The organism is Mycobacterium sp. 852013-50091_SCH5140682, from assembly GCF_001665685.1.
In the GTDB taxonomy this organism is placed as follows: Bacteria; Actinomycetota; Actinomycetes; order Mycobacteriales; family Mycobacteriaceae; genus Mycobacterium.
Genome location: NZ_LZTB01000058.1, coordinates 111620 through 131114 on the forward strand (window position 1 = coordinate 111620; position 19495 = coordinate 131114).

The 19495-nt window shown below is 66.5% G+C and carries 20 protein-coding genes and 1 tRNA gene; 8 read left to right on the plus strand and 13 right to left on the minus strand.

Annotated elements, in window-relative coordinates; all coding sequences use genetic code 11:
- The first annotated feature begins 49 nt into the window (after window positions 1-49).
- On the plus strand, window positions 50-1072 hold the full coding sequence (locus tag A5784_RS18330) for a sugar-binding transcriptional regulator (RefSeq protein ID WP_064946306.1): 1023 nt from the start codon (window positions 50-52) through the stop codon (window positions 1070-1072).
- Here A5784_RS18330 and A5784_RS18335 read toward each other — a convergent pair.
- A complete protein-coding gene (locus A5784_RS18335) occupies window positions 1069-2556 on the minus strand; it encodes an FGGY-family carbohydrate kinase (protein ID WP_064946307.1) in 1488 nt (495 codons plus the stop codon). The genes A5784_RS18330 and A5784_RS18335 overlap by 4 nt on opposite strands.
- A gap of 10 nt (window positions 2557-2566) precedes the next feature.
- Window positions 2567-3400, minus strand: coding sequence for an acyl-CoA thioesterase domain-containing protein (locus A5784_RS18340; protein WP_064946308.1), 834 nt, complete (start codon window positions 3398-3400; stop codon window positions 2567-2569).
- 84 nt (window positions 3401-3484) lie between these two features.
- On the opposite strand from A5784_RS18340, the gene A5784_RS18345 reads away from it, so the two are divergent.
- Window positions 3485-4396, plus strand: a complete 912-nt coding sequence (locus tag A5784_RS18345) for a LysR family transcriptional regulator (RefSeq protein ID WP_064946309.1) — start codon at window positions 3485-3487, stop codon at window positions 4394-4396.
- Window positions 4397-4406: 10 nt separating this feature from the next.
- On the opposite strand, the gene A5784_RS18350 is transcribed toward A5784_RS18345, so the two are convergent.
- Entirely contained in the window at window positions 4407-5114 is a 708-nt protein-coding gene (locus tag A5784_RS18350) for an MBL fold metallo-hydrolase (RefSeq protein ID WP_064946310.1), read from the minus strand.
- Window positions 5111-6508 carry a xylulokinase gene (xylB, locus tag A5784_RS18355; RefSeq protein WP_064946311.1) on the minus strand — a complete coding sequence of 466 codons (1398 nt, stop codon included), beginning with the start codon at window positions 6506-6508 and terminating at the stop codon, window positions 5111-5113. Before xylB ends, A5784_RS18350 begins: the two co-directional genes overlap by 4 nt.
- 149 nt (window positions 6509-6657) lie before the next feature.
- Here xylB and A5784_RS18360 point away from each other — a divergent pair, with 149 nt between their 5' ends.
- A complete protein-coding gene (locus A5784_RS18360; protein ID WP_064946312.1) occupies window positions 6658-7446 on the plus strand; it encodes a DoxX family protein in 789 nt (262 codons plus the stop codon).
- Window positions 7447-7455: 9 nt separating this feature from the next.
- Complete coding sequence (locus A5784_RS18365) at window positions 7456-7944, plus strand: RDD family protein (RefSeq protein ID WP_064946313.1); 489 nt, start codon at window positions 7456-7458, stop codon at window positions 7942-7944.
- A 4-nt stretch (window positions 7945-7948) separates the two neighbouring features.
- On the opposite strand, the gene A5784_RS18370 is transcribed toward A5784_RS18365, so the two are convergent.
- Entirely contained in the window at window positions 7949-9376 is a 1428-nt protein-coding gene (locus A5784_RS18370) for a GntP family permease (RefSeq protein ID WP_064946314.1), read from the minus strand.
- Window positions 9373-9879 carry a gluconokinase gene (locus tag A5784_RS18375; RefSeq protein ID WP_064946315.1) on the minus strand — a complete coding sequence of 169 codons (507 nt, stop codon included), beginning with the start codon at window positions 9877-9879 and terminating at the stop codon, window positions 9373-9375. Before A5784_RS18375 ends, A5784_RS18370 begins: the two co-directional genes overlap by 4 nt.
- A 123-nt stretch (window positions 9880-10002) precedes the next feature.
- Between A5784_RS18375 and A5784_RS18380 the strand changes: the two genes are divergently transcribed.
- Both A5784_RS18380 and A5784_RS18385 read left to right on the plus strand, forming a co-directional pair.
- The gene (locus A5784_RS18380; RefSeq protein ID WP_064946316.1) at window positions 10003-10719 is read left to right on the plus strand and encodes a FadR/GntR family transcriptional regulator; all 717 of its coding nucleotides are present in this window, start codon (window positions 10003-10005) and stop codon (window positions 10717-10719) included.
- 8 nt (window positions 10720-10727) lie between these two features.
- Complete coding sequence (locus A5784_RS18385; RefSeq protein ID WP_064946317.1) at window positions 10728-11615, plus strand: SCO6745 family protein; 888 nt, start codon at window positions 10728-10730, stop codon at window positions 11613-11615.
- A 3-nt stretch (window positions 11616-11618) separates the two neighbouring features.
- Here A5784_RS18385 and A5784_RS18390 read toward each other — a convergent pair whose 3' ends face one another.
- From A5784_RS18390 to A5784_RS18420, 7 genes are all read right to left on the minus strand, one after another.
- On the minus strand, window positions 11619-11945 hold the full coding sequence (locus tag A5784_RS18390; protein WP_064946318.1) for a YnfA family protein: 327 nt from the start codon (window positions 11943-11945) through the stop codon (window positions 11619-11621).
- Window positions 11945-12694 (minus strand): ABC transporter ATP-binding protein, encoded by a 750-nt coding sequence (locus A5784_RS18395; protein WP_064946319.1) that lies wholly within the window; start codon window positions 12692-12694, stop codon window positions 11945-11947. The genes A5784_RS18390 and A5784_RS18395 overlap by 1 nt, the downstream gene beginning before the upstream one ends.
- On the minus strand, window positions 12678-13532 hold the full coding sequence (locus A5784_RS18400; RefSeq protein ID WP_064946320.1) for an ABC transporter ATP-binding protein: 855 nt from the start codon (window positions 13530-13532) through the stop codon (window positions 12678-12680). The genes A5784_RS18395 and A5784_RS18400 overlap by 17 nt, the downstream gene beginning before the upstream one ends.
- Window positions 13529-14725, minus strand: a complete 1197-nt coding sequence (locus tag A5784_RS18405; RefSeq protein WP_064946321.1) for a branched-chain amino acid ABC transporter permease — start codon at window positions 14723-14725, stop codon at window positions 13529-13531. Before A5784_RS18405 ends, A5784_RS18400 begins: the two co-directional genes overlap by 4 nt.
- A complete protein-coding gene (locus A5784_RS18410; RefSeq protein WP_064946322.1) occupies window positions 14725-15762 on the minus strand; it encodes a branched-chain amino acid ABC transporter permease in 1038 nt (345 codons plus the stop codon). Before A5784_RS18410 ends, A5784_RS18405 begins: the two co-directional genes overlap by 1 nt.
- An 87-nt stretch (window positions 15763-15849) precedes the next feature.
- The gene (locus tag A5784_RS18415) at window positions 15850-17064 is read right to left on the minus strand and encodes a branched-chain amino acid ABC transporter substrate-binding protein (protein ID WP_064946367.1); all 1215 of its coding nucleotides are present in this window, start codon (window positions 17062-17064) and stop codon (window positions 15850-15852) included.
- Between the two features lie 182 nt (window positions 17065-17246).
- Window positions 17247-17873, minus strand: a complete 627-nt coding sequence (locus tag A5784_RS18420) for an ANTAR domain-containing response regulator (protein WP_064946323.1) — start codon at window positions 17871-17873, stop codon at window positions 17247-17249.
- An 86-nt stretch (window positions 17874-17959) separates the two neighbouring features.
- On the opposite strand from A5784_RS18420, the gene A5784_RS18425 reads away from it, so the two are divergent.
- Together A5784_RS18425 and A5784_RS18430 are read left to right on the plus strand one after the other, a co-directional pair.
- A tRNA-Leu gene (locus A5784_RS18425) sits at window positions 17960-18033 on the plus strand.
- A gap of 101 nt (window positions 18034-18134) precedes the next feature.
- On the plus strand, window positions 18135-19427 hold the full coding sequence (locus tag A5784_RS18430) for a tyrosine-type recombinase/integrase (RefSeq protein ID WP_232006119.1): 1293 nt from the start codon (window positions 18135-18137) through the stop codon (window positions 19425-19427).
- Window positions 19428-19495: the final 68 nt, after the last annotated feature.

Sequence of the window (19495 nt, forward strand, 5' to 3'; positions counted from 1 at the left end):
GTGCAGAGAAATCTCAACGAGAACAGATGTTCAGTGTCATACTCGTCAGGTGCCCAGGTCAGCGCAGCCAACGCCGTCGAACGGCGTGGACGGCTCATCGCTCGACGCCGAATCCGGCCACTTCCCGGCCTCGCTGCTGTACGCCGCCGCGAAGATGTACTACACCGAGGACGCCACCCAGGCCGATGTCGCGGCCCAACTCGGCACCAGCCGCGCGACCGTCAGCCGGCTGCTCGCCGAAGCCAAGCGGCGCGGCATCGTCCGCATCGAGGTAGTGCCGCCCGCGGAAGTGACCGCGGGCGACGTCGCAGACCGGGTCTCGCGCGCGCTGGCACTCAACACCGTGTTCCTGTGTCACCCACTGGCTCAACCGGGCCCCGGCCGCACCGACGTCGACGTCATGGGCGCAGCACTGGCGCCCGCGGTCGGCCGCGCGCTGACCGCGGCCGGACTGCTGCCGGGCGACGTGTTACTGGTGTCGTCGGGCCGCACCGTCTACGAGGTCGCCCAGTACGAACTCGCCGACCTACCCGGTGTCCTGATCGCCCCCACCGTCGGCGGCAATGACCAACCCGAAGAGTGGTACCAGACCAACGAGATCACGCGGCTGGTCGCCAACCGCGTCAAAGGCAGACCGAACTACCTGTTCGCGCCTGCGTTGCCGGGGCCGGACCTCTACCCGTCGCTGCTCAACGATCCGAGCATTCAGCGCGTGCTGAACCTGTGGCCGCGTGCGCGATGCGCGTTGATGGGTGTCGGTGCTCCGCCGCTGAGCCGTTCGGACATCCCCCGGTTCGTGCCGACCGGGTCCACATCGCTGCGCACCGCGGTCGGCGATGTGTGCTCGCGGTTCTACGATCGCGACGGCGAACCGGTGGAATTCGACGGCAGTGACCGCCTCATCGCGGTGGAACTCGAAGTGCTGCAACATGTCCCGGTCACCATCGCCGTCGCGGTCGGCAGTGACAAGGTCGACTCGATCATTGCGGGCGCCCGCGGCGGGTATTTCAACCAACTGGTGACCGACCCGGTGACGGCCTCGGCCATCCTCGAGAGAACCGAACAGGCCTAACCGTCACCCCGCATCGGACCGGACAACCGGTGCACCTGCTCCCTGGTCGCCGGGTACAGCTCACGCCACGTCGCATACAGATCGTCGTAGAGATCGCGGTTGCGCGCGTCGGGCTTGATCTCGCGGGCGATCTTGGCCCAGTCGGTGTCGGCAGGCACCAACCCCGTCCCGATCGCCGCCAGCAGGGCATCCCCGTAGCTGGCGCCGATCCCCTGCTCCGGGATCAACTGCGGGCGGCCGGTGATGTCGCTGACCGCCTGCACCCAGATCGGGCTGCGCAGGCCACCGCCGACCGCGACTGTGCGGGCCCCGCTGTGGGCGTCGTCGAAACGCTCCAGAATCTGCCGGATCCCGAACGAAATCCCTTCGTAGGCAGCGCGGAACAGATGGCCGCGGCCGTGGCGCAAGGTCAGCCCGGCAACCACACCGCGGGCCTGAGGATCGAACACCGGCGTGCGCTCCCCCGCCAGGTACGGCAGCACCAACAACCCTTCACTGCCAGGCGGCACATCCCGGGCTTCGGCCACCAATTCCTCGAAGGACGCCCCGCCGGTGACGCCCTGAAGCCAGTTGATCAGGCTGCCCGCGGTCGAGGTACCCGCGGCCAGTGCCAGGGTGCCTCGTTCGACGCCTGCCGTGGTCCACAACGCCGGATCGCTGTAGTACTCGGCGATGACCTGCACCAGGAACATCGTCGATCCGTACATCAGCATCTGATCGCCGGGGCGCCGCACGCCGACCGAGAACGCCTCGGAATACGCGTCCACCGTTCCGGCCACCACCGGTGTCCCCACCGGCACGCCGGTGGCCGCCGCAGCCTGCGCGGTGACGGTACCCACCACCTCGCTGGGCCACACGAGTCGCGGCAGCGGCAGGTGTGCGCAGATCCGCTGCGCCCAGGGCAGATTCCACGCGTAGTCGCGGGTGGCGTAGAGCGGGTCGCACTGGCTTGCCGTGTGGTGGTCCATCACGTATTCGCCGGTGAGCTTGGCGGCGATGTACGAGTTGGACCCGAACCAGCGCGTCGCACGATCGAACACCTCGGGCTCGTGGCGACGCACCCATTCCAGCTTGGGACCGACCGCCTGACTGGACAGCAGGGTGCCGGCCTGCCGCAGGATCTCGGCCTCGCCGAACTCGGCGGTCAACGCGGCGATCTCCGCTGCGGCGCGGGTGTCGATGCCGTACAGGATCGCCGGGCGCAGCGGGCGCAGATCGTCGTCGCACAACACCAGGCAGGGGCCGACACCGCTGACGCACATGCCTGCCAGCGCCGCCCCGCTCGGCATGTGCGCCATCAGTGCCGTGCTGATCCCGCAAACCTCACGCCACCACAGGTTTTCCGCATCGACCTCGGCCCACCCAGGTCGCGGTAGGTCCATGGAGTGCGCAACCGTTTCGGTGGCAATGACCGAACCTGACGTGTCGACGAGGACACCTTTGGTGCTTCCGGTCCCCATGTCGATTCCGAGCAGCACCTCCACGCCGACAACCCTACGACGGCGCTGGTGCCCCGGAGACAGAGCGCTCCGGAAAAGGATCATTGGCAAAGTCGATCTGCGCCTCGGGGTTGCTGACGGCCGTGATGAGGCCCGTGCCGAATGCGCCGGCGCTGTCGAACAACGTCGAGGCCCCCACTGCGACGCCGTCGGCGGCCCAATGCGAGTCCGCCTGCACGCCGATCCAGTCGTCGAGCGGAAGCCGGGCCAGTGCCACGGTGAGATCACCATTGATGTAGCCGACGCCCGCGGTCCCCAGGTTGGTAACCAGGCTGGTGCCTTCGGCTGCCATCGCCGCCCGCACGAACGGGGAGTTCGGCCGGCCGTCGACGACCGAGATGGTTCGGTTGATGAACCGTTTGCGCGACGCATTCTGATGATCGGCGATGGTGCCGCCCCAACCGGCTTCGTCGCTGCCCATGAGCGTTCTCTGCGTCGCATCCAGCGTGGCCGGTGCCGCGAATTCCGGTGCCGCGAACCATTCCTCGCCGCGCGGGGCCGATGACCTCCGATACTGCACGAGCGTCGCCTTGGCCACCGTGACGCCGTCCTGCACCAGCTCGCACTCCGAATTCCGCACGCGCCGACCGTCGCGCACCAACGCGACCTTGGTGGTGGTCGGCACCCCACGGGCCGCCTTGAACAGGTCGACGGTCAGCCGCGCAGGCAGGAACTCCGCCACGCCGTATGCGGACTCGAGCGCGCGGGCGGCCAGGCCGACCAGCGCCGGGCCGTTGAGGTGGTCTTCACCCCAGTGGCTCTGCGCGAATGTCGTCGGCACGAACCGGTCCTGATCGGATTGGGTGAAATGCGTGGCACGCTCGGTCATCACCGCATCGTCGCATATGAGCTAACTATCAGGTTGAGCGCATCGATATAGACAGAATGTTCACGATATGCGGACAATTGCTCTGTGGACACCCGCCGACTGCAGTTGCTGCTGGCCCTGTCGCGCCTGGGCTCGATGCGAGCGGTCGCGGAGGTGCACCACCTGACCACCTCGACGGTGTCGCAGCAGATCGCTGCGCTGGCCAAGGACACCGGCGCGCAGCTCATCGAACCCGACGGTCGCAACGTGCGCCTCACGCCGGCGGGTCTGCGGCTCGCCGAGCACGCGGTCACCATCCTCGCCGCCGTCGACAGTGCGCGGCTGGACCTCGACCCGGATGCCGAACCGGCAGGCACCATCCGCATCGGCGGGTTCGCCACCGCCATTCGCGTGTCGCTGCTTCCGGTGCTGGCCGACATCGCCCGCACCCACCCGCGCGTCGAGGCGATCATCAGTGAGTACGAGCCCATCGAGGCCTTCCGCCGGCTCGTGGACAACGACCTCGACATGGCGCTGACCTACGACTACAACCTGGCGCCGGCCTCCCCAGACCCTGTGCTGGAATCGTGGCCGCTGTGGTCCACCCGATGGGGACTGGTCGTGCCGGCCGACGCATCGGACTCGGTGGATCTCGTCGACTACGCCGAGCGCACGTGGATCGTCAACTCCCGCAACACCGCCGACGAGGACGCGGTACGGACCCTCGCCGCCCTGTCGGGCTTCATTCCGAGGATCGCCCACCAGATCGACACCCTCGATCTCGTCGAGGACCTCGTCCTGTCCGGCTACGGCGTCGGGCTGCTGCCCGTGGACCGTGCTCCGCGCGACGGTCTGAAGGTGTTGCCGCTCAACACCCCTGAGGTGATCATGACGACCTATGTGGTGACCCGGCGCGGACGCTCCGGGTGGCCTCCGCTACGGCTCGTGCTCGACCGACTGCGTCCCGCCGACACCCGGCCCACGTCGTTGCGGCACTGGCCCAGGATGTCCGAATAACCAAAGCTGCCTACGCCCTTCGGCCAGGCACCTGCCCGTGCAGCCACTGCTGTTGGCGCCGAACGAAATCCGCATCGACGACCGTGCCGTGGCCCGGTACGAACAGTGCGTCGGGTCCTGCCGCGGCAAGCACGACGTCCAAGGTCGAGGGCCACGCCACGACGTCGGAGTGCTCATCGATGGCCGGATCGCCGGACTCCTCGACGAGATCTCCGCAGAACACAACGGTGCGTTGGCCGGGCACCACGACAATGAGGTCGTGGTCGGTGTGGCCTCGTCCGGGATGGCTCACCGTCACGCTGCGGCCGCCGAGATCCACTGTCGTGTCGTGAGTCCCGTGCAGCGGTGTGCGCAGAGCCTGGATCGTCTCATCCACCTGCACCGGGTCGGCACCGTAGCGCAGCGCCTCGGCCCGCAGGTCCGCCCGGCCGTTGGACAGGGTCTCGATCACCTCCGGGGCGCAATGAATCCGCGCCCCGGTGAACTGCGCACTGCCGAGCACGTGATCGAAGTGATTGTGGGTCAGCACAATCTGGCCGACGGGCCGGCCGGTCAGGACGTGAACATCCGCCTCGATCGCTCTGGCCTCGGCCAGAGTGCTTGCAGAATCGACCAGCAGCACGTCGTTGTCGCCGGCCACCAGGCCGACCGTCACGTCCAGGAACGGTAACCGGGCCCGCCACACGCCCTGCGCCAACGGCTCCCAGTCGAAGTTCACTGACCGAGCGTCAGCGGCTGCGCCGCCAGGTACTGCTCGAAGACCTGCGGAGTCGGCGGCGCCGTGTACGGCGTGATGGGGCCGAGGCTCCACGCCGGCGGCGCATCCTGCTTGCTCAACGCCCAGGCCGCCTGGCGGGCGGCACCGAGCGCGACGTACTCGTCAGGCCGTGGCACGTGTACGGGGCGACCCCAGATGGCCGGGGCGATCCGCCGCACCGCTTCCGAACGGGCGCCTCCGCCGACCAGGATGATGCGGTCGACGCTGACGCCGTAGCTGACGATCTTGTCGATGCAGTACGCCATCGACGCCAAGAGCCCCTCCACTCCAGCGCGGGCGAGGTTGGCGGAGTTGAAGTTCCGCGCCGTCACACCGTGCAGTGCACCGCGGGCCTGGGGAAGATTCGGTGAGCGTTCGCCTTCCAGATAGGGCACCAGCGTCAAGCCGTCGGCTCCCGGCGGTGCCGAAAGCGCCAACCGGTCGAACTCGTCGTAGTCCACCCGCAGCATGGCGGCCGTGGCGGCCAGCACCGGTGCCCCGTTGAGCGTGCAGACCAGCGGCAACTGCCGCCCCGTGGCATCGGCGAATCCGGCGACGATCCCGTCCGGATCATGTGGTGCGGCGTCGCCGACAGCACTGACCACTCCCGAGGTGCCGAGCGATACGACACAGTCCCCCGGCCCCGCGCCAAGACCGAGCGCGGCGGCGGCATTGTCTCCGGCGCCGGGCGCGAGCAGCGCACCGCCCGGCAGGGTCCCCGCGATCTCCGCCGGGCCGAGCACCGCGGGCAGCGCGGGCCGACGCCCACGCATCGCCAGCTCCAGCAAGTCTTCGCGGTAGTTGTCGGTCTCCGCCGAGAAGTAGCCGGTGCCGCTCGCGTCGCTGCGGTCAGTGCGCAGGTCGGCGATGTCGGTCGAGCCACTCAGCCGCCAGGTCAGCCAATCATGCGGCAGGCACACCGCTGCCGTGGCATCGGCGTGGGCCTGCTCGTTGTCGACCAACCATCGCAGTTTGCTCGCGGTGATCGCCGCGACGGGCACAACGCCAACGCGGTTCGCCCATTCGGCAGGGCCGCCCAGCTCGTCGACCAGCTGTGCCCCGCTGGCGGCCGAACGGGTGTCATTCCACAGCAAGGCATCTCGCACCACGGCCCCGGACCGGTCGAGGCACACCATGCCGTGCTGCTGGGCGCCGACGGCCAGCGCCTCGACGTCGTCGAGACCGCCGACCGCGGCGATGGTCGTCTGCAGAGCTGCCCACCAGTGCTGCGGGTCTATCTCGGTTCCGCCGGGATGCGGTGTCGACGCAGAGCGCGCCACCGCGCCGCTGTCAGCGTCGCAGACCACGATCTTGCACGATTGGGTGGATGAGTCGATGCCGGCAACAAGAGCCACGCCCGAGAAGCTACACCGATACGGCCGGTTCTGGTCAGCGCTTGGGCTGCGTTGCGGGTTCAGTACCCGACCGGTTCGCCGCAACAGGTTTGCGGTAGCGCCGCCGCGGAAACACCTAGACCATGCTGATCAGACGAATTGCCCGGCCCATGCTGGCGACCACGTTCATCGCCCGCGGCGTGGATGCGCTGCGGAGCCCCAAACCTGCCGCAGACGCCGCCCGGCCCGTCGTGGGCGCCGTCCGCAAGCTGCCGCCCCCCGTCGCGCCCACCTCGGTACCCGAAGCCGAAACCGTCGCCAAGGTGAACGCGGCGGTTCAGATCGGCGGCGGTCTGTTGCTGGCCACCGGCCGGATGCCGCGACTGGCCTCAGGATTGCTCGCGCTCACGGTGATCCCCGGAGGCCTCGGTAGCCACGCCTTCTGGTCCGAATCCGACCCTGAGCGGCAAGCCGAACAACGCCGGGCGTTCCTCACCGACGTCAGCCTGATCGGCGGACTGATCATCGCCGCGGCCGACACCGAGGGCAAACCGTCGCTGGCATGGCGCGGACGCCGGGCCGCCCGCGCCGCGTCGGCAACGGTCGCCGCGGCCTGGCCGCTCGGAGAGTCGACCGGACAGTCCCTGGCCGACAGCGACGTCGCCGAGAAGCTCGGCCATGGCTTGCAGATCGGCGCCGAGCGCGGCCGAGAACTTGCCGAAGCTGCTCGGGAGCGCGCCGTCGAACTGGCCCAGGTGGCCCGCGATCGCGGCCCCGATCTGGCTCAGGCTGCCGGCGAACGGGCCTCCGAATTGGCCCACGTGGCCCGCGAACGTGGCCCCGAACTTGCCCAGGCCGCCGGCGAACGGGCGTCGACCGTGGCCGACGTCGCTCGCGAACGCGGCGCGGAACTGGGCGAGATGGTGCGCGCACAGCTCAACGAGCGCCGCGGGCGGTAGTTTGGCTGTATGACGACGGGTGACTTCCAGCCGCAACCGGGACAGTACGGCCAGCCAGGATTTCCGCCGCACGGGGCTCAGCAGCCGGGCGGTCTGGCCGCGCGTTTCTTCGCGCGGATCATCGACGGGATCCTGGTGGGCATCGTCTCCATCGTGCTGTCGGTGGTGACGGATTCGCTGTCGAGCTACTGGGTGACCGGATTGTTCACGGGCCTACTGAGTTTCGTCTATTTCGTGCTGTTTGAGACAACTAGCGGCTGGACTCCCGGTAAGCGCTTGCTCGGGCTGGCGGTCCACGGGCCCGGCGGTGCCGCCAAACCCACCGCTGCGCAATCGGCGATCCGAAATGCGTTCACCCTCTTGCCGATCATCCCGTTCATCGGCGGGTTCCTCGGCATCGTGGCGATCATCGTGATCGCGGTGACCATCAGCAGCAGCCCGACCAAGCAGGGCAAGCATGACGAACTCGCCGGCGGCACCCAGGTCGTCAAGAGCTGAGCCGTCACACCACCAGGCTGAGCAGGAGCACGAACAACAGACCGGCGACCGACAACACGGTCTCCATCAACGACCACGTCTTGATGGTCTGACTCACGGTGAGCCGGAAATACTGGTTCACCAACCAGAATCCGGCGTCATTGACGTGCGAGAAGAACAGTGAGCCCGCACCGACCGCGAGCACGACGAGCGATGTCTGCCCCGTGCTCATGCCTTCGACCAGGCCGAGCACCAACGCCGAGGCGGTGATGGTGGCCACCGTCGCCGAGCCTGTGGCCAACCGGATCAGCACCGCCAGCACCCAGGCCAACAGGATGACCGAGATGTTGACGTTCTCGGCCCAGCGGGCCAGCATCGTGCCGATCCCGCTGTCGACCAGAACCTGTTTGAACCCGCCACCGGCAGCGACGATCAAGATGATGCCTGCGACCGGCGGCAAGCCCGACTCGACACACTTGGTGATGGCCGCGCGCGACATCCCGGCGCCGCGGCCCAGCGTGATCATGCCGACGACGACCGCGATGAGCAACGCCACCAGCGGAGTGCCCAGCACGTCGAAGGTGACCCGCAGCCACTGCTTCTTGTTGTCGATGAAGATGTCGCACAAGGCTTTCCCCATCATCAACACGACGGGGAGCAGAACGCTGAACATGGTGATGCCGAACGACGGGCGCCGTGCGTCCTCCGCATCATCACGGTCCCCTTCGAAGGTGTCCGGGGCATCGACGACAACCCAGCGGCCCGCCAGCTTTCCGAACAACGGACCGGCGACCACCACCGTCGGCACCGCGACCAGTACACCGAGCCCCAGTGTCACGCCGAGATCGGCGTGCAGCAGGTCGATCGCGGTGAGCGGGCCCGGGTGCGGCGGCACGAAACCGTGCATCGCCGACAGACCGGCCAGCGCCGGGATGCCGACGGTGATGAGCGACAGGTGCGAACGCCGCGCCACCAGGTAGATCACCGGCATGAGGAGCACCAGGCCGATCTCGAAGAACATCGGCAGCCCGATGATGGCGCCCACCAGGGCCATCGCCCACGGCAGCATCCTGGGTGAGGCGTGCCCGACGATGGTGTCGACGATCTCGTCCGCACCACCGGAATCGGCGAGCAATTTGGCGAACATCGCGCCGAGGGCGATGAGGATGCCCACACCGGCTGCCGTGGAACCGAATCCGTCGCTGAACGAGGTGATCACCGTGGGCAGGCTCTGCTTGACGGTGTCGCCGGTGAACACGCTGAGGATCAGAGGGACGACACCCACGGTCAAGGCACCGAAGATCAGCGCGAGGAACGGGTGCAGTTTCACCCACGAGATGAGCACCACGATCACGGCGATACCGGCCAGGAATGCCACGATCAGTTCCCAGCCCGGTGCGACCGGCTCCGGCAGTTTCGCGCCCTCGGCGAGGACGTGCAGCGCGGGGTTCACTGTTCGCCCCGCACCGGCGAGGTGGCGGCGACGTAGGTGTCGACGATCGCGTCGATGTTCTGGTCTACGTCGATGGTGATGCCGGCCTCGTCGGGATCCAGCGGCTCCAGCGTCTCGAACTGCGAGTTGAGCAGTGCGGCAGGCATGAAGTGACCGGGACGGCTGGCCTGCCGGTGGCTGATCACCTCCGGCGTGCCGGTCAGATGCAGGAACTGCACGTCCGGGCAGTGCCGTCGTAGCTGGTCGCGGTACTTGCGCTTGAGTGCCGAGCAGCTCATCACGCCGCCGTCATGGTGATCGGCCAACCATTGACCGATGGTCTCCAGCCACGGATAGCGGTCGTCGTCGTCGAGCGGATGCCCGGCCGCCATCTTGGCGATGTTGGCCGGCGGGTGGAAATCGTCCGCGTCGCCGAACGGCACGCGTAGCCGTTGCGCCAATGCCGCGCCGACCGTCGATTTTCCTGAACCCGAAACGCCCATGATGACGATTGGTGATCCCATGCACTCCACCTCACGGTTGTGTTTGCCGTCACAAAGCCTGCCTCAAAAGTCATACGTTTGCAAGCTTTCCTGTAAGTAATCTGTTTTTACTCCACGTCGACGCGTGTATGACACGATGTATCCGTGTCCTCGCCATCAAACGTCGGAGCGTTGCATGGCAATCTGCTGACCGCGCTCGGCACCGGCATCGTCTCCGGCAAACTCGCCGCGGGGCAGGTCCTGACCCTGGAAGCGGTCAGCGCCGAACACGGGGTGTCGCGCAGTGTCGCGCGTGAGGCCATGCGCGTGCTCGAGTCGATGGGCATGATCGCGTCACGACGTCGCGTCGGCATCACCATCCAACCGGCGGCCAACTGGAATGTCTTCGACCCCAGGCTGATTCGCTGGCGGCTGGAGGCCGGTGACCGGGCCGCCCAACTGGTGTCCCTGTCGGAACTGCGCCGCGGATTCGAGCCGGCCGCCGCCGCGCTGGCGGCCCGGCGCGCCAATCCCGATCACTGCCGCATCCTGGCAGCGGCGGTATCCGACATGGTGGTGCACGGGCGGTCCGGCGATCTCGACGCATATCTGTTGGCGGACAAGGTGTTCCACCGGACTCTGCTGGAAGCCAGCGGCAACGAGATGTTCAGGGCGCTCAACGATGTGGTCGCCGAGGTGCTCACGGGTCGCACACACCACGGGCTGATGCCGGTACAGCCCAACCCCGCCGCGATCGAACTGCACGACGAGGTCGCCCGCGCGATCCGACTGCGCGACGCGGACGGTGCAGAACGCGCGATGCGGGCCATCATCGACGAAGCGGTCACCGCGGTTGATCATGACGATCAGACCGGTGATTAACTGACGGCATGGGTCGTTCACCGTCACTGGCACGCCGCTTCTACGAACGCTTCGAGCCGGTACACGGAATCACCTACTTCGCGCCGGAATGTCGCTCCGCCCTCGACGCGCTCGGCTACCGCGGGTTCTGGATGGGGTACATGGCCGCGCGTTCGGCACCATTGGGTCAGGTGCCTGCCGACGTGGTCGCGGCGGTGTTCTACAACTTCACCACTGCCCGGGTCGCCAAGGCCCTGCCCGTAGCGTGGGAGATCGCCGGTCCGACAGCAGCTTTGGCGGCCCGCCTCGACTCCGCCGTGACCGTGCTGCGGCGCTCGGGCGTCATCGACGATGAAACGACCCGCACCGCCGCCGATCTTGCCGCCAAGGCGGCCCGTACCGCACCGTTGGACGGCAGAGCGCTCTACGCGGCCAACCGGGCACTGGACTGGCCCGACGACCCCATCGCACAGTTGTGGCACGCCGCCACCCTGCTGCGGGAACAGCGCGGCGACGCCCACGTGGCGATCCTGGTCGGTGAGGGCATCACCGGGCGGCAGTCCAATGTTCTGCACGCCGCGTCGGGGCGCACGCCGCGCGAGACGCTCATGCGCACCCGCGACTACGACGACGAACAGTGGGAGCACTACAGCGACGAACTGCGGGCGCGCGGATTGCTCGACGGGTCAGGCGAACTCACCGAGGAGGGCCGGCGGCTCAAGCAGACGATCGAGGACCGCACCGATGCCGCGGCCCTCACCGCGCTCGACGGCCTCACCGACGCGGAGGTCGAGACCCTGTTCCAGACGCTGACCCCGATCACCCGACAGGTGGTGGCCGCAGGCGATTTGCCGGCCGCCACGCCGATGGGGCTGCGCCGCGGCGACCTCGCCGACGGCAGCGCGCATCTGAGCTGAGGGTCAGCGCGGGCCGTACATGATCAGGCCGACACCGGCGAGGCAGATCAGTGCCCCGATGACGTCCCAGCGGTCTGGGCGGAAACCGTCGGCAACGACGCCCCAGATCAACGACCCCGCGATGAACACGCCGCCGTAAGCGGCCAGCACCCGACCGAAGTGGGAGTCGGGTTGGAACGCCGCCACGAATCCGTAGGCGCCCAACGACACCGCGCCCGCGCCGATCCATAACCAGCCTCGATGCTCACGCAAGCCTTGCCACACCAACCAGGCACCGCCGATCTCGAGCAGTGCGGCGAGCACGAACAGGGCAGCTGACTTGAGCACCATCAGGCGACACCGAGGTACGCCGCCCGAACAGCGTCGTCGGCCAACAGTTCTCGCGCAGGGCCGGTGCGGGTGACGTTGCCGGTTTCGAGAATGTAGGCCCGGTCCGATCGACTGAGTGCCTGCTGGGCGTTCTGTTCCACCAGCAAGACCGTAGTGCCCTGGTTGTTGATCTCGGAAATGATGCGGAAGATCTGGGAGATCACCATGGGCGCCAAGCCCATTGACGGCTCGTCGAGCAACAGCACCCGGGGTCGGGCCATCAGCGCCCGGCCGATCGCCAGCATCTGCTGCTCCCCTCCCGACAATGTGCCACCCACCTGGCTGCGCCGCTCAGCCAGCCTCGGGAAGGTTTCCAGCACCCAGTCCAGCCGCTCGTCGTGCTCGGCTTTGGACGCGAACTTGCGTCCATAGCAACCCATTTCGAGGTTCTCCAAGACGGACATGCCCGGGAACACCCCGCGGCCCTCCGGTGCCTGGATCAGCCCGGAGGCGACGCGCAGATGCGCCTTGACACGAGAGATGTCCTTGCCCTCGAACCACACAGAACCCGAGGTGAGCGCACGCAGACCTGAGATCGCGCGCATCATCGTCGTCTTGCCTGCGCCGTTGGAGCCCAGCAGTGTCACCAGCTCACCCTCATGCACCACCAGCGAAACCCCGTGCAGGGCCTGGATCCTGCCGTAGTGCACGACCGCGTCGCGAACCTCGAGCAAGACCTGGCGGTCCCCGCTGTCAGCCGAGCTCGTCATCAGGCACCCCCAGGTATGCGGCGATCACCTTCGGATCCTCCCGGATTTCCGCGGGCAGGCCGTCGGCGATCTTGCGGCCGAACTCCAGTACGACGATGCGGTCGGTGACTCCCATCACCAGGCGCATATCGTGTTCGATCAGCAGCACGGTGTATCCATCGTCACGGATCTTGCGGATCAACTCGATGAGAGCGGCTTTCTCACTCGGGTTGAACCCCGCAGCCGGTTCGTCGAGGCACAGCAGCTTCGGCTCCGTCGCGAGTGCGCGGGCGATTTCGAGTCGACGCTGATCGCCGTACGGCAGGTTCTTGGCCTTCTCCTCACCGCGATGGGCGATCCCGACGAAATGCAGCAGTGCGGCGGCGCGTTCGATGGCCGAGCGTTCTTCGCGGCGATGCCGCGGTGTCCGGATCAGCGCGCCGGGCACAGAGGTGCGGTGCCGGGCGTCGGTGCCGACCACCACGTTTTCCAACGCCGTCATCTCGCCGAACAACCGGATGTTCTGGAAGGTGCGGGCAATCCCCCGTCGGGTGATCTGGTGCCGTTTGATGCGGCCCAACGGGGCGCCGTCGAACAGCACCGAACCCGAACTCGGCCGGTACACACCGGTGATGGCGTTGAAACAGGTGGTCTTGCCCGCGCCGTTGGGGCCGATGAGGCCGAGGATCTCACCGCGCCGGATGTCGAAGGTGACGTTGTCCAGCGCCACCAGGCCACCGAACTTGACCGTCAGATCCTTTGTCTGCAACAGCACTTCGCCTTCGGCGGCGTTGATCTCCCGGTGAACACCGGCCAGTTCCTCGATGATCTCCGTCGTCGGCGACCCGTCCTCGGTCATGGCGCCGACCTTTCTGCCGGGCCGGTACGCAACAATCGCCGTGCCGCGGCGCCGTAGGTGAGCAGGAACTGGCGCGCCGGGAACAGGCCCTGCGGCCGGAAGATCATCAACATCACCAGGGCCAGCCCGAAGAACAGGTACTTCAGATCGCCCAGGTTGACCCCGAACAGCTCGACACCCAGAAGCCGGTTGGGCAGATACACGATGATGAACGCGCCGAAGATCACGCCGAGTTTGTTGCCCTGCCCGCCGAGCACCACCGCGCACAAGAAGAGCATCGAGTTGATGATGTTGAAGGTCGGCGGGGCGACGAACTGCACCTGCCCGGCGTAGAGGGCACCGGAGAGTCCACCGATCGCGGCTCCGATGATGAACGCCCACAGCTTGAAGCGGAACGTGTTGACGCCCATCACCTCCGCAGCGTCCTCGTCCTCGCGGATCGCCACCCAGGCGCGGCCCACCCGGCTGCGCTCGAGATTGCCCACGATCAGCAGGATCACCACGATCAGCAGCAGACTCAGCCAGAACCACCAGGTGCCGTAGTTGTCCTTGCCGATCGAGTTGCCATGGGAGAACACACCGTTCGGCGGTTGCTGCGCCTCACGAAACCGTGGGTAGGCGAGCTCGTTGAGACCGCGCGGCCCGTTGGTCACGCCGGCCAGATTGTCGGCCAGCAATCGGATGATCTCGCCGAAACCGAGGGTGACGATGGCGAGATAGTCTCCGCGCAGGCGCAGTGTCGGGATGCCCAGCACCAGCCCGGCCATGGCGGTAACCGCCATGGCCAGTGGCACACAGGCCAGCCAGGCCCAGTGGGTGCCGAGGAATCCGTTGGGCCCGACCTGATTCCACGGGCTGCTGGGGCTGGTCAGCAACGCCACCGTGTATGCGCCGACCGCGTAGAACCCGACGTACCCGAGATCGAGCAAACCGGCTTGGCCGACAACAACATTGAGGCCGATCGCGATGATGGCGACCATCGCGAACTGGGCCATGGTGCCGCCGAAGCTGACACCCGGCGTGTCGAGGATCTGCGGCGGATTCAGCGGCAGCAACGCCAAGAGGGCGAAGACCGGTATGCCGAAGATCCATTTCATCGGACGCGGCAAAGTCGACCAGCCGTCGCGGATCGCGTCGCCCGGCGCGAGGATCTTCCGGGTGATCGATCGCCGTTCGGATTCGTGCTCGCTCATCACGCCCGTGCCTTTCCGAGGCTCTCCCCCAGGATGCCGGTGGGCCGGAACAACAACACCAAAACCAGCAGAACGAACGCGACGACGTCACGCCATTGGGTCCCCAGCACCGCCTGCCCGTAGTTCTCGATGATGCCCAGCAGCAGGCCGCCCAGCAGTGCACCGCGCAGATTGCCGATGCCACCGAGCACGGCCGCCGAGAATGCCTTGATGCCGAGGACGAATCCGCCCCAGTAGACGATGCCCTGCGGCACTTTCAGCGTGTAGAGCAGCGCCGCGGCACCCGCCAGCAGACCACCGATGAGAAACGTCGTCATGATGATCCGTTCCCGCGACACGCCCATCAGCGTCGCGGTGGTCGGGTCCTGGGCCACCGCGCGGATACCGCGACCGAACTTCGTCCTGTTGATGGCGATGTCGGTGAGCACCGCGAGGATCACCGCAGCGACGATGATCACGACGGTGACGTTGGAAACGCTCGAGTTGAACACGTGGAACTGAGTCTTGGGCTGCACCAGGATGATCGGTGGTTGAGCGTTGCTGCCGCCGTAGCCTTTCAGGAATTGCGGCAGCACGAAGTGCACCACCTCCTGCAGTACGAACGACATGCCGATCGCGGTGATGAGGAACGTCAGCGGCCGCGCATTGCGTCTCCGCAACGGCCGGTAGGCGATCAACTCCAGACCGACGGCCGCCGATCCTGAGACCAGCATCGCGAAGATCATCGCGATGCCCAGGTACATCACCGTCAATCCGACGCCCACGTTGTACGCGTTGCCGTTGGCGCTGAAACCGAGGATCACATCCAGACAGAAGTAGGCGCCGAACATGCCGAGCATGAAGATCTCGGAGTGCGCGAAGTTGATCAGCCGCAGCACACCGAAAACCAGCGTGTACCCCACTGCCACCAACGCATAGATCGCACCCCACGCCAGGCCGTCGATCGTGAGCTGCCAGAACCCGTGCAGCAGGTTCTCGACATTGAAGTTGATGTCGGCGGCGGTGCACACGTAGCCACTGACGCAATCCGGGATCATCCGGGTGCGGCTCCTCTTCGCTCGGCGTTACCAACGAAGAACGCGTCCGGAACTGGTTGTCCCGGACGCGTTTCCGTCGTCAGATCGTCACTGAACCTTGTACACCCAGATGAGGGTGTTGGTGAGCTCACCGGTGTCGGTCCACTGGTACTGGCGAGCCACGCCGGGTGCGTTGTAGGTCTTCACCCACTCCAGCAGGCCCGGCCGATCCTTGATGCCGGAGTCGATGCCCTTGAGCAGGATGGTGGCCAGGTCATAGCCCTCGGTGCTGTACGTGCCCGGCTCCTGGTTGAACTTGGCGGTGTACTCCTTGGCGAAGGCCGCAGGTGCGGGGCTGCACGGGCAGCTCAGGATGGCGTCCTTGGACGCCTGGCCGGCCTGCTTGACGAACTCCGGGTCCTTGGTGCCGTCGGCGCTGACGAATGCCGCGGTGACACCGGCGTCGCGCAACTGCTGGACGAACGGTGCCGCCTGCGAGTAGTAGCCGCTGTAGAAGATGGAATCCGGGGCCACACCCTTGATCTGCGTCACCGCGGCCGAGAGGTCCTTGTCCTCTTTCTTCACCGAGATGTTGCAGCCCGAGTCGGCCACCGGCCCAAGGGTTTCGCGCACGACGGTGGCCAGGCCGATGCCATAGGCGGACTGGTCGTCGACGACGCAGACCTTCTTGTTGCCCAGGGTGTTCTTGAGGTAGTTGGCGATTGCGGTGCCCTGGCTGCCGTCGTTGCCCAGGCCGCGGAAGAACGTGCGCCAGCCGTTCTTGCTGAGGTCGACACGGGTCGCCGACGCGGTGGTGGCAACCAGACCGGCCTGGTTGAACAGACCGCCGGTGGCATCGGTCTCACCGGAGAACGCGGGGCCGATCAGCCCGATGATCTCCTGGGTGTCCACGATGCGTGGGGCGACGCCGTTGGCCTTGTTGGGATCGCCCTCGGTGTCGAACTTCTCGAGCGTCACCTGGCAGCCCGGGTTGGCGGCGTTGTGCTTGTCGACCGCCAACTGCGCACCGTAGAGGATGTTGATGCCCAGTGCGGCATCGGGGCCCGTCAGCGCGCCCATCATCGCGAGCTTGAGCGGCGGGCAGGTGGCCTTGCCGTCACCGGCCGGATCCGCCGCCGCCGCCGTGTCTGGTGGCTTGATCTGGGCACCGTTTTCGTCGATCGGGAACTGCTCGACGATCTTCAAACTGGTTTGCGCTGCCTGCTGCTCGGGCGCCGACTGCTTCTGGCAGCCCGCCATGCCGAGCACCATCAGCCCTGCACTACCGAGAACCAACGCTTTTCGTGCAATGCCACCGCGCACGTTCACCTCCGGGTCAGTGTTGTCAGCGGCGCCGACGACCAGCCGACCAAGGCAGGCGCCGATGCTTCGGGGTAGAACATAGCCAAAGCATCGCCGTGGTGCGGGATGTTGACTGATGCTGGTCGCGTCGACTCTCGCGCAATGCGACTGTCCGCAACATCAGAAACCCACAATTAACACCGCTAGCCTTCGTCGGCGGCGGCCTCCGTGGGTTGGTCGAGCGATTCCAGCACCACCTCTGCGACCCGCTTCATGGTGGTCCGACGGTCCATCGCCGCGCGCTGGATCCACTTGAACGCCTCGGGCTCGCTCATCTGGTGCTTGCTCTGCAGCAGGCCTTTCGCGCGCTCGACCAGCTTGCGCGTCTCCAACCGGTCCGACAGGTTCGCAACTTCGCTCTCCAGCGCCGCGATCTCCCCGAAGCGGCTGACTGCCACCTCGATGGCCGGGATCAGGTCGGTGACGTTGAACGGCTTCACCAGATACGCCATGGCTCCGGCGTCACGGGCCCGCTCGACCAGCTCGCGCTGGCTGAACGCGGTGAGCACCACGATCGGCGCGATGCGCTTACTGGCGATCTCGGCCGCCGCGTCGATCCCGTCGCGGCGCGGCATCTTGACGTCCATGATCACCAGGTCCGGCCGCAGCTTCTCGGCCAGATCCACCGCCTCCTGGCCGTCGCCGGCTTCACCGACCACGTCATAGCCCTCCTCTCGCAGCATCTCCGCGAGATCGAGGCGGATGAGCGCCTCGTCCTCGGCGATGAGAACGCGGTGGGGCTTGGCGGCGTGAGTCGGTGACCCGGTCATGGAGATATTGTGTCGTGGCAGCCGCCGATGAGCGACTGCGGGGCCATCATCTATGGTGGTAGGCCGCAGCACCCAACGGAAGCGATGCCCTCGTATCCCAACTGGCAGAGGAAACGGATTCAAAACCCGTCCAGTGTGAGTTCGAATCTCACCGAGGGCACCCTAATAAACCCAGTTCAGAGCTGGTAACTAGATAACCAAACGGCTTTACTCGACATGTTCAGTCCGCAGACAGTCCGCACGGCGCGTACCGTTGACCTGGTGAAACGTTCGACCCGCTCAGGGGTGGAGGATCGTTGGCACCGCGACCCCCGCAAGGGCGAGCAGGTGCCGTTCCCTGCCGACAACCCCGGCCCCGGGTGCTGGTGTCTGGACACCCGTCATGGTGAGCCAGGAAAGATTGTCACCACCGCGCGCCACGGTCAGGGCAAGCGTTGGCTGGCGCGATGGGTGGACCACGACGGTAACGAGGCGTCGAAAGCGTTCGACCGCCGAGCCGAGGCCGAGCGACATATCAGGTCGGTGGTCACCAGCCTGGAGACGGGGACGTATGCGAACCCCAGGCGATCCGGCGAGACATTCGGGACCGTCGCTGAGGCGTGGCATAAGACAAAGGTGGGCCGGGCACCCAAGACGGTCGCCGGATACCGGGGATTGCTCGACGTGGTGATCCTGCCCAAGTGGCAGAACGAACGTCTCAGGGACATCGACCACGAGGCTCTACAGACGTGGATCACGTGGCTTTCCACCGATCCGGCGGCCCGCCAGCACAAGCGCAAAAGTGCACCGGATGCTGGACTCTCCCCCGCTCGCGTGATCCAAACCCACCAGGTGGTCCACCAAGTGTTCGCCTACGCCGTGCGGGCTAAGTACCTACCCGCGAACGCTGCCGACAACATCACGTTGCCGAGCAAGCCAGAGAGTAACGAACTGGCCCTTACCCATAACCAGGTGCGGGCGCTGGCCGTGGAAACGGCAGCTGCAGAGGTTCGCCAACGCAGCGATACCCGACCGTCGCGGACTTCCCTGGCGGCTATGGTGCGGTTCCTCGCCTACTCCGGTATCCGCTTCGGGGAGGCGGCTGCACTGCGTGTGGGTGATGTGGACCTAGAGAAGCGGCGCGTGAACATCTCCAAGGGGATCACAGGGGTTCGTGGTCTGGGTCGGATCGAGGGCGACACCAAAACCCACCAGAAGCGGTCGGTACCGATCCTGACATCCGAGTGCGTCGAGGAACTGCGCCGAGCAACCGAGGGACGCGAGCCGTCAGAGTTCCTATTCCCTGGCCCTGATGGTCAGGCTATGACTGTTGGGTGGTTCCGGGTCCGGTTCGACAAGGCTGTGGCGAAGCTCAACCTTGGCGACGTGACGCCACATACGTTGCGGCACACCGCCGGATCGTTGGCGCTGTCCGAGGGCGCCTCGGTGGTGACCGTGCAGAAGCTCCTGGGCCATCGCAATGCCACAACCACGATGAACGTCTACAGCCACATGCTGCCCGACGACTTTGACAACCTTGCCGCCGCAATGGAGAAGGCTGTCCAGCCGACATAGATGGGGCACTATTACGGGAATTATTACCGCCCAACACTTCTCACCGATCACCATGTGAAACCACTGGT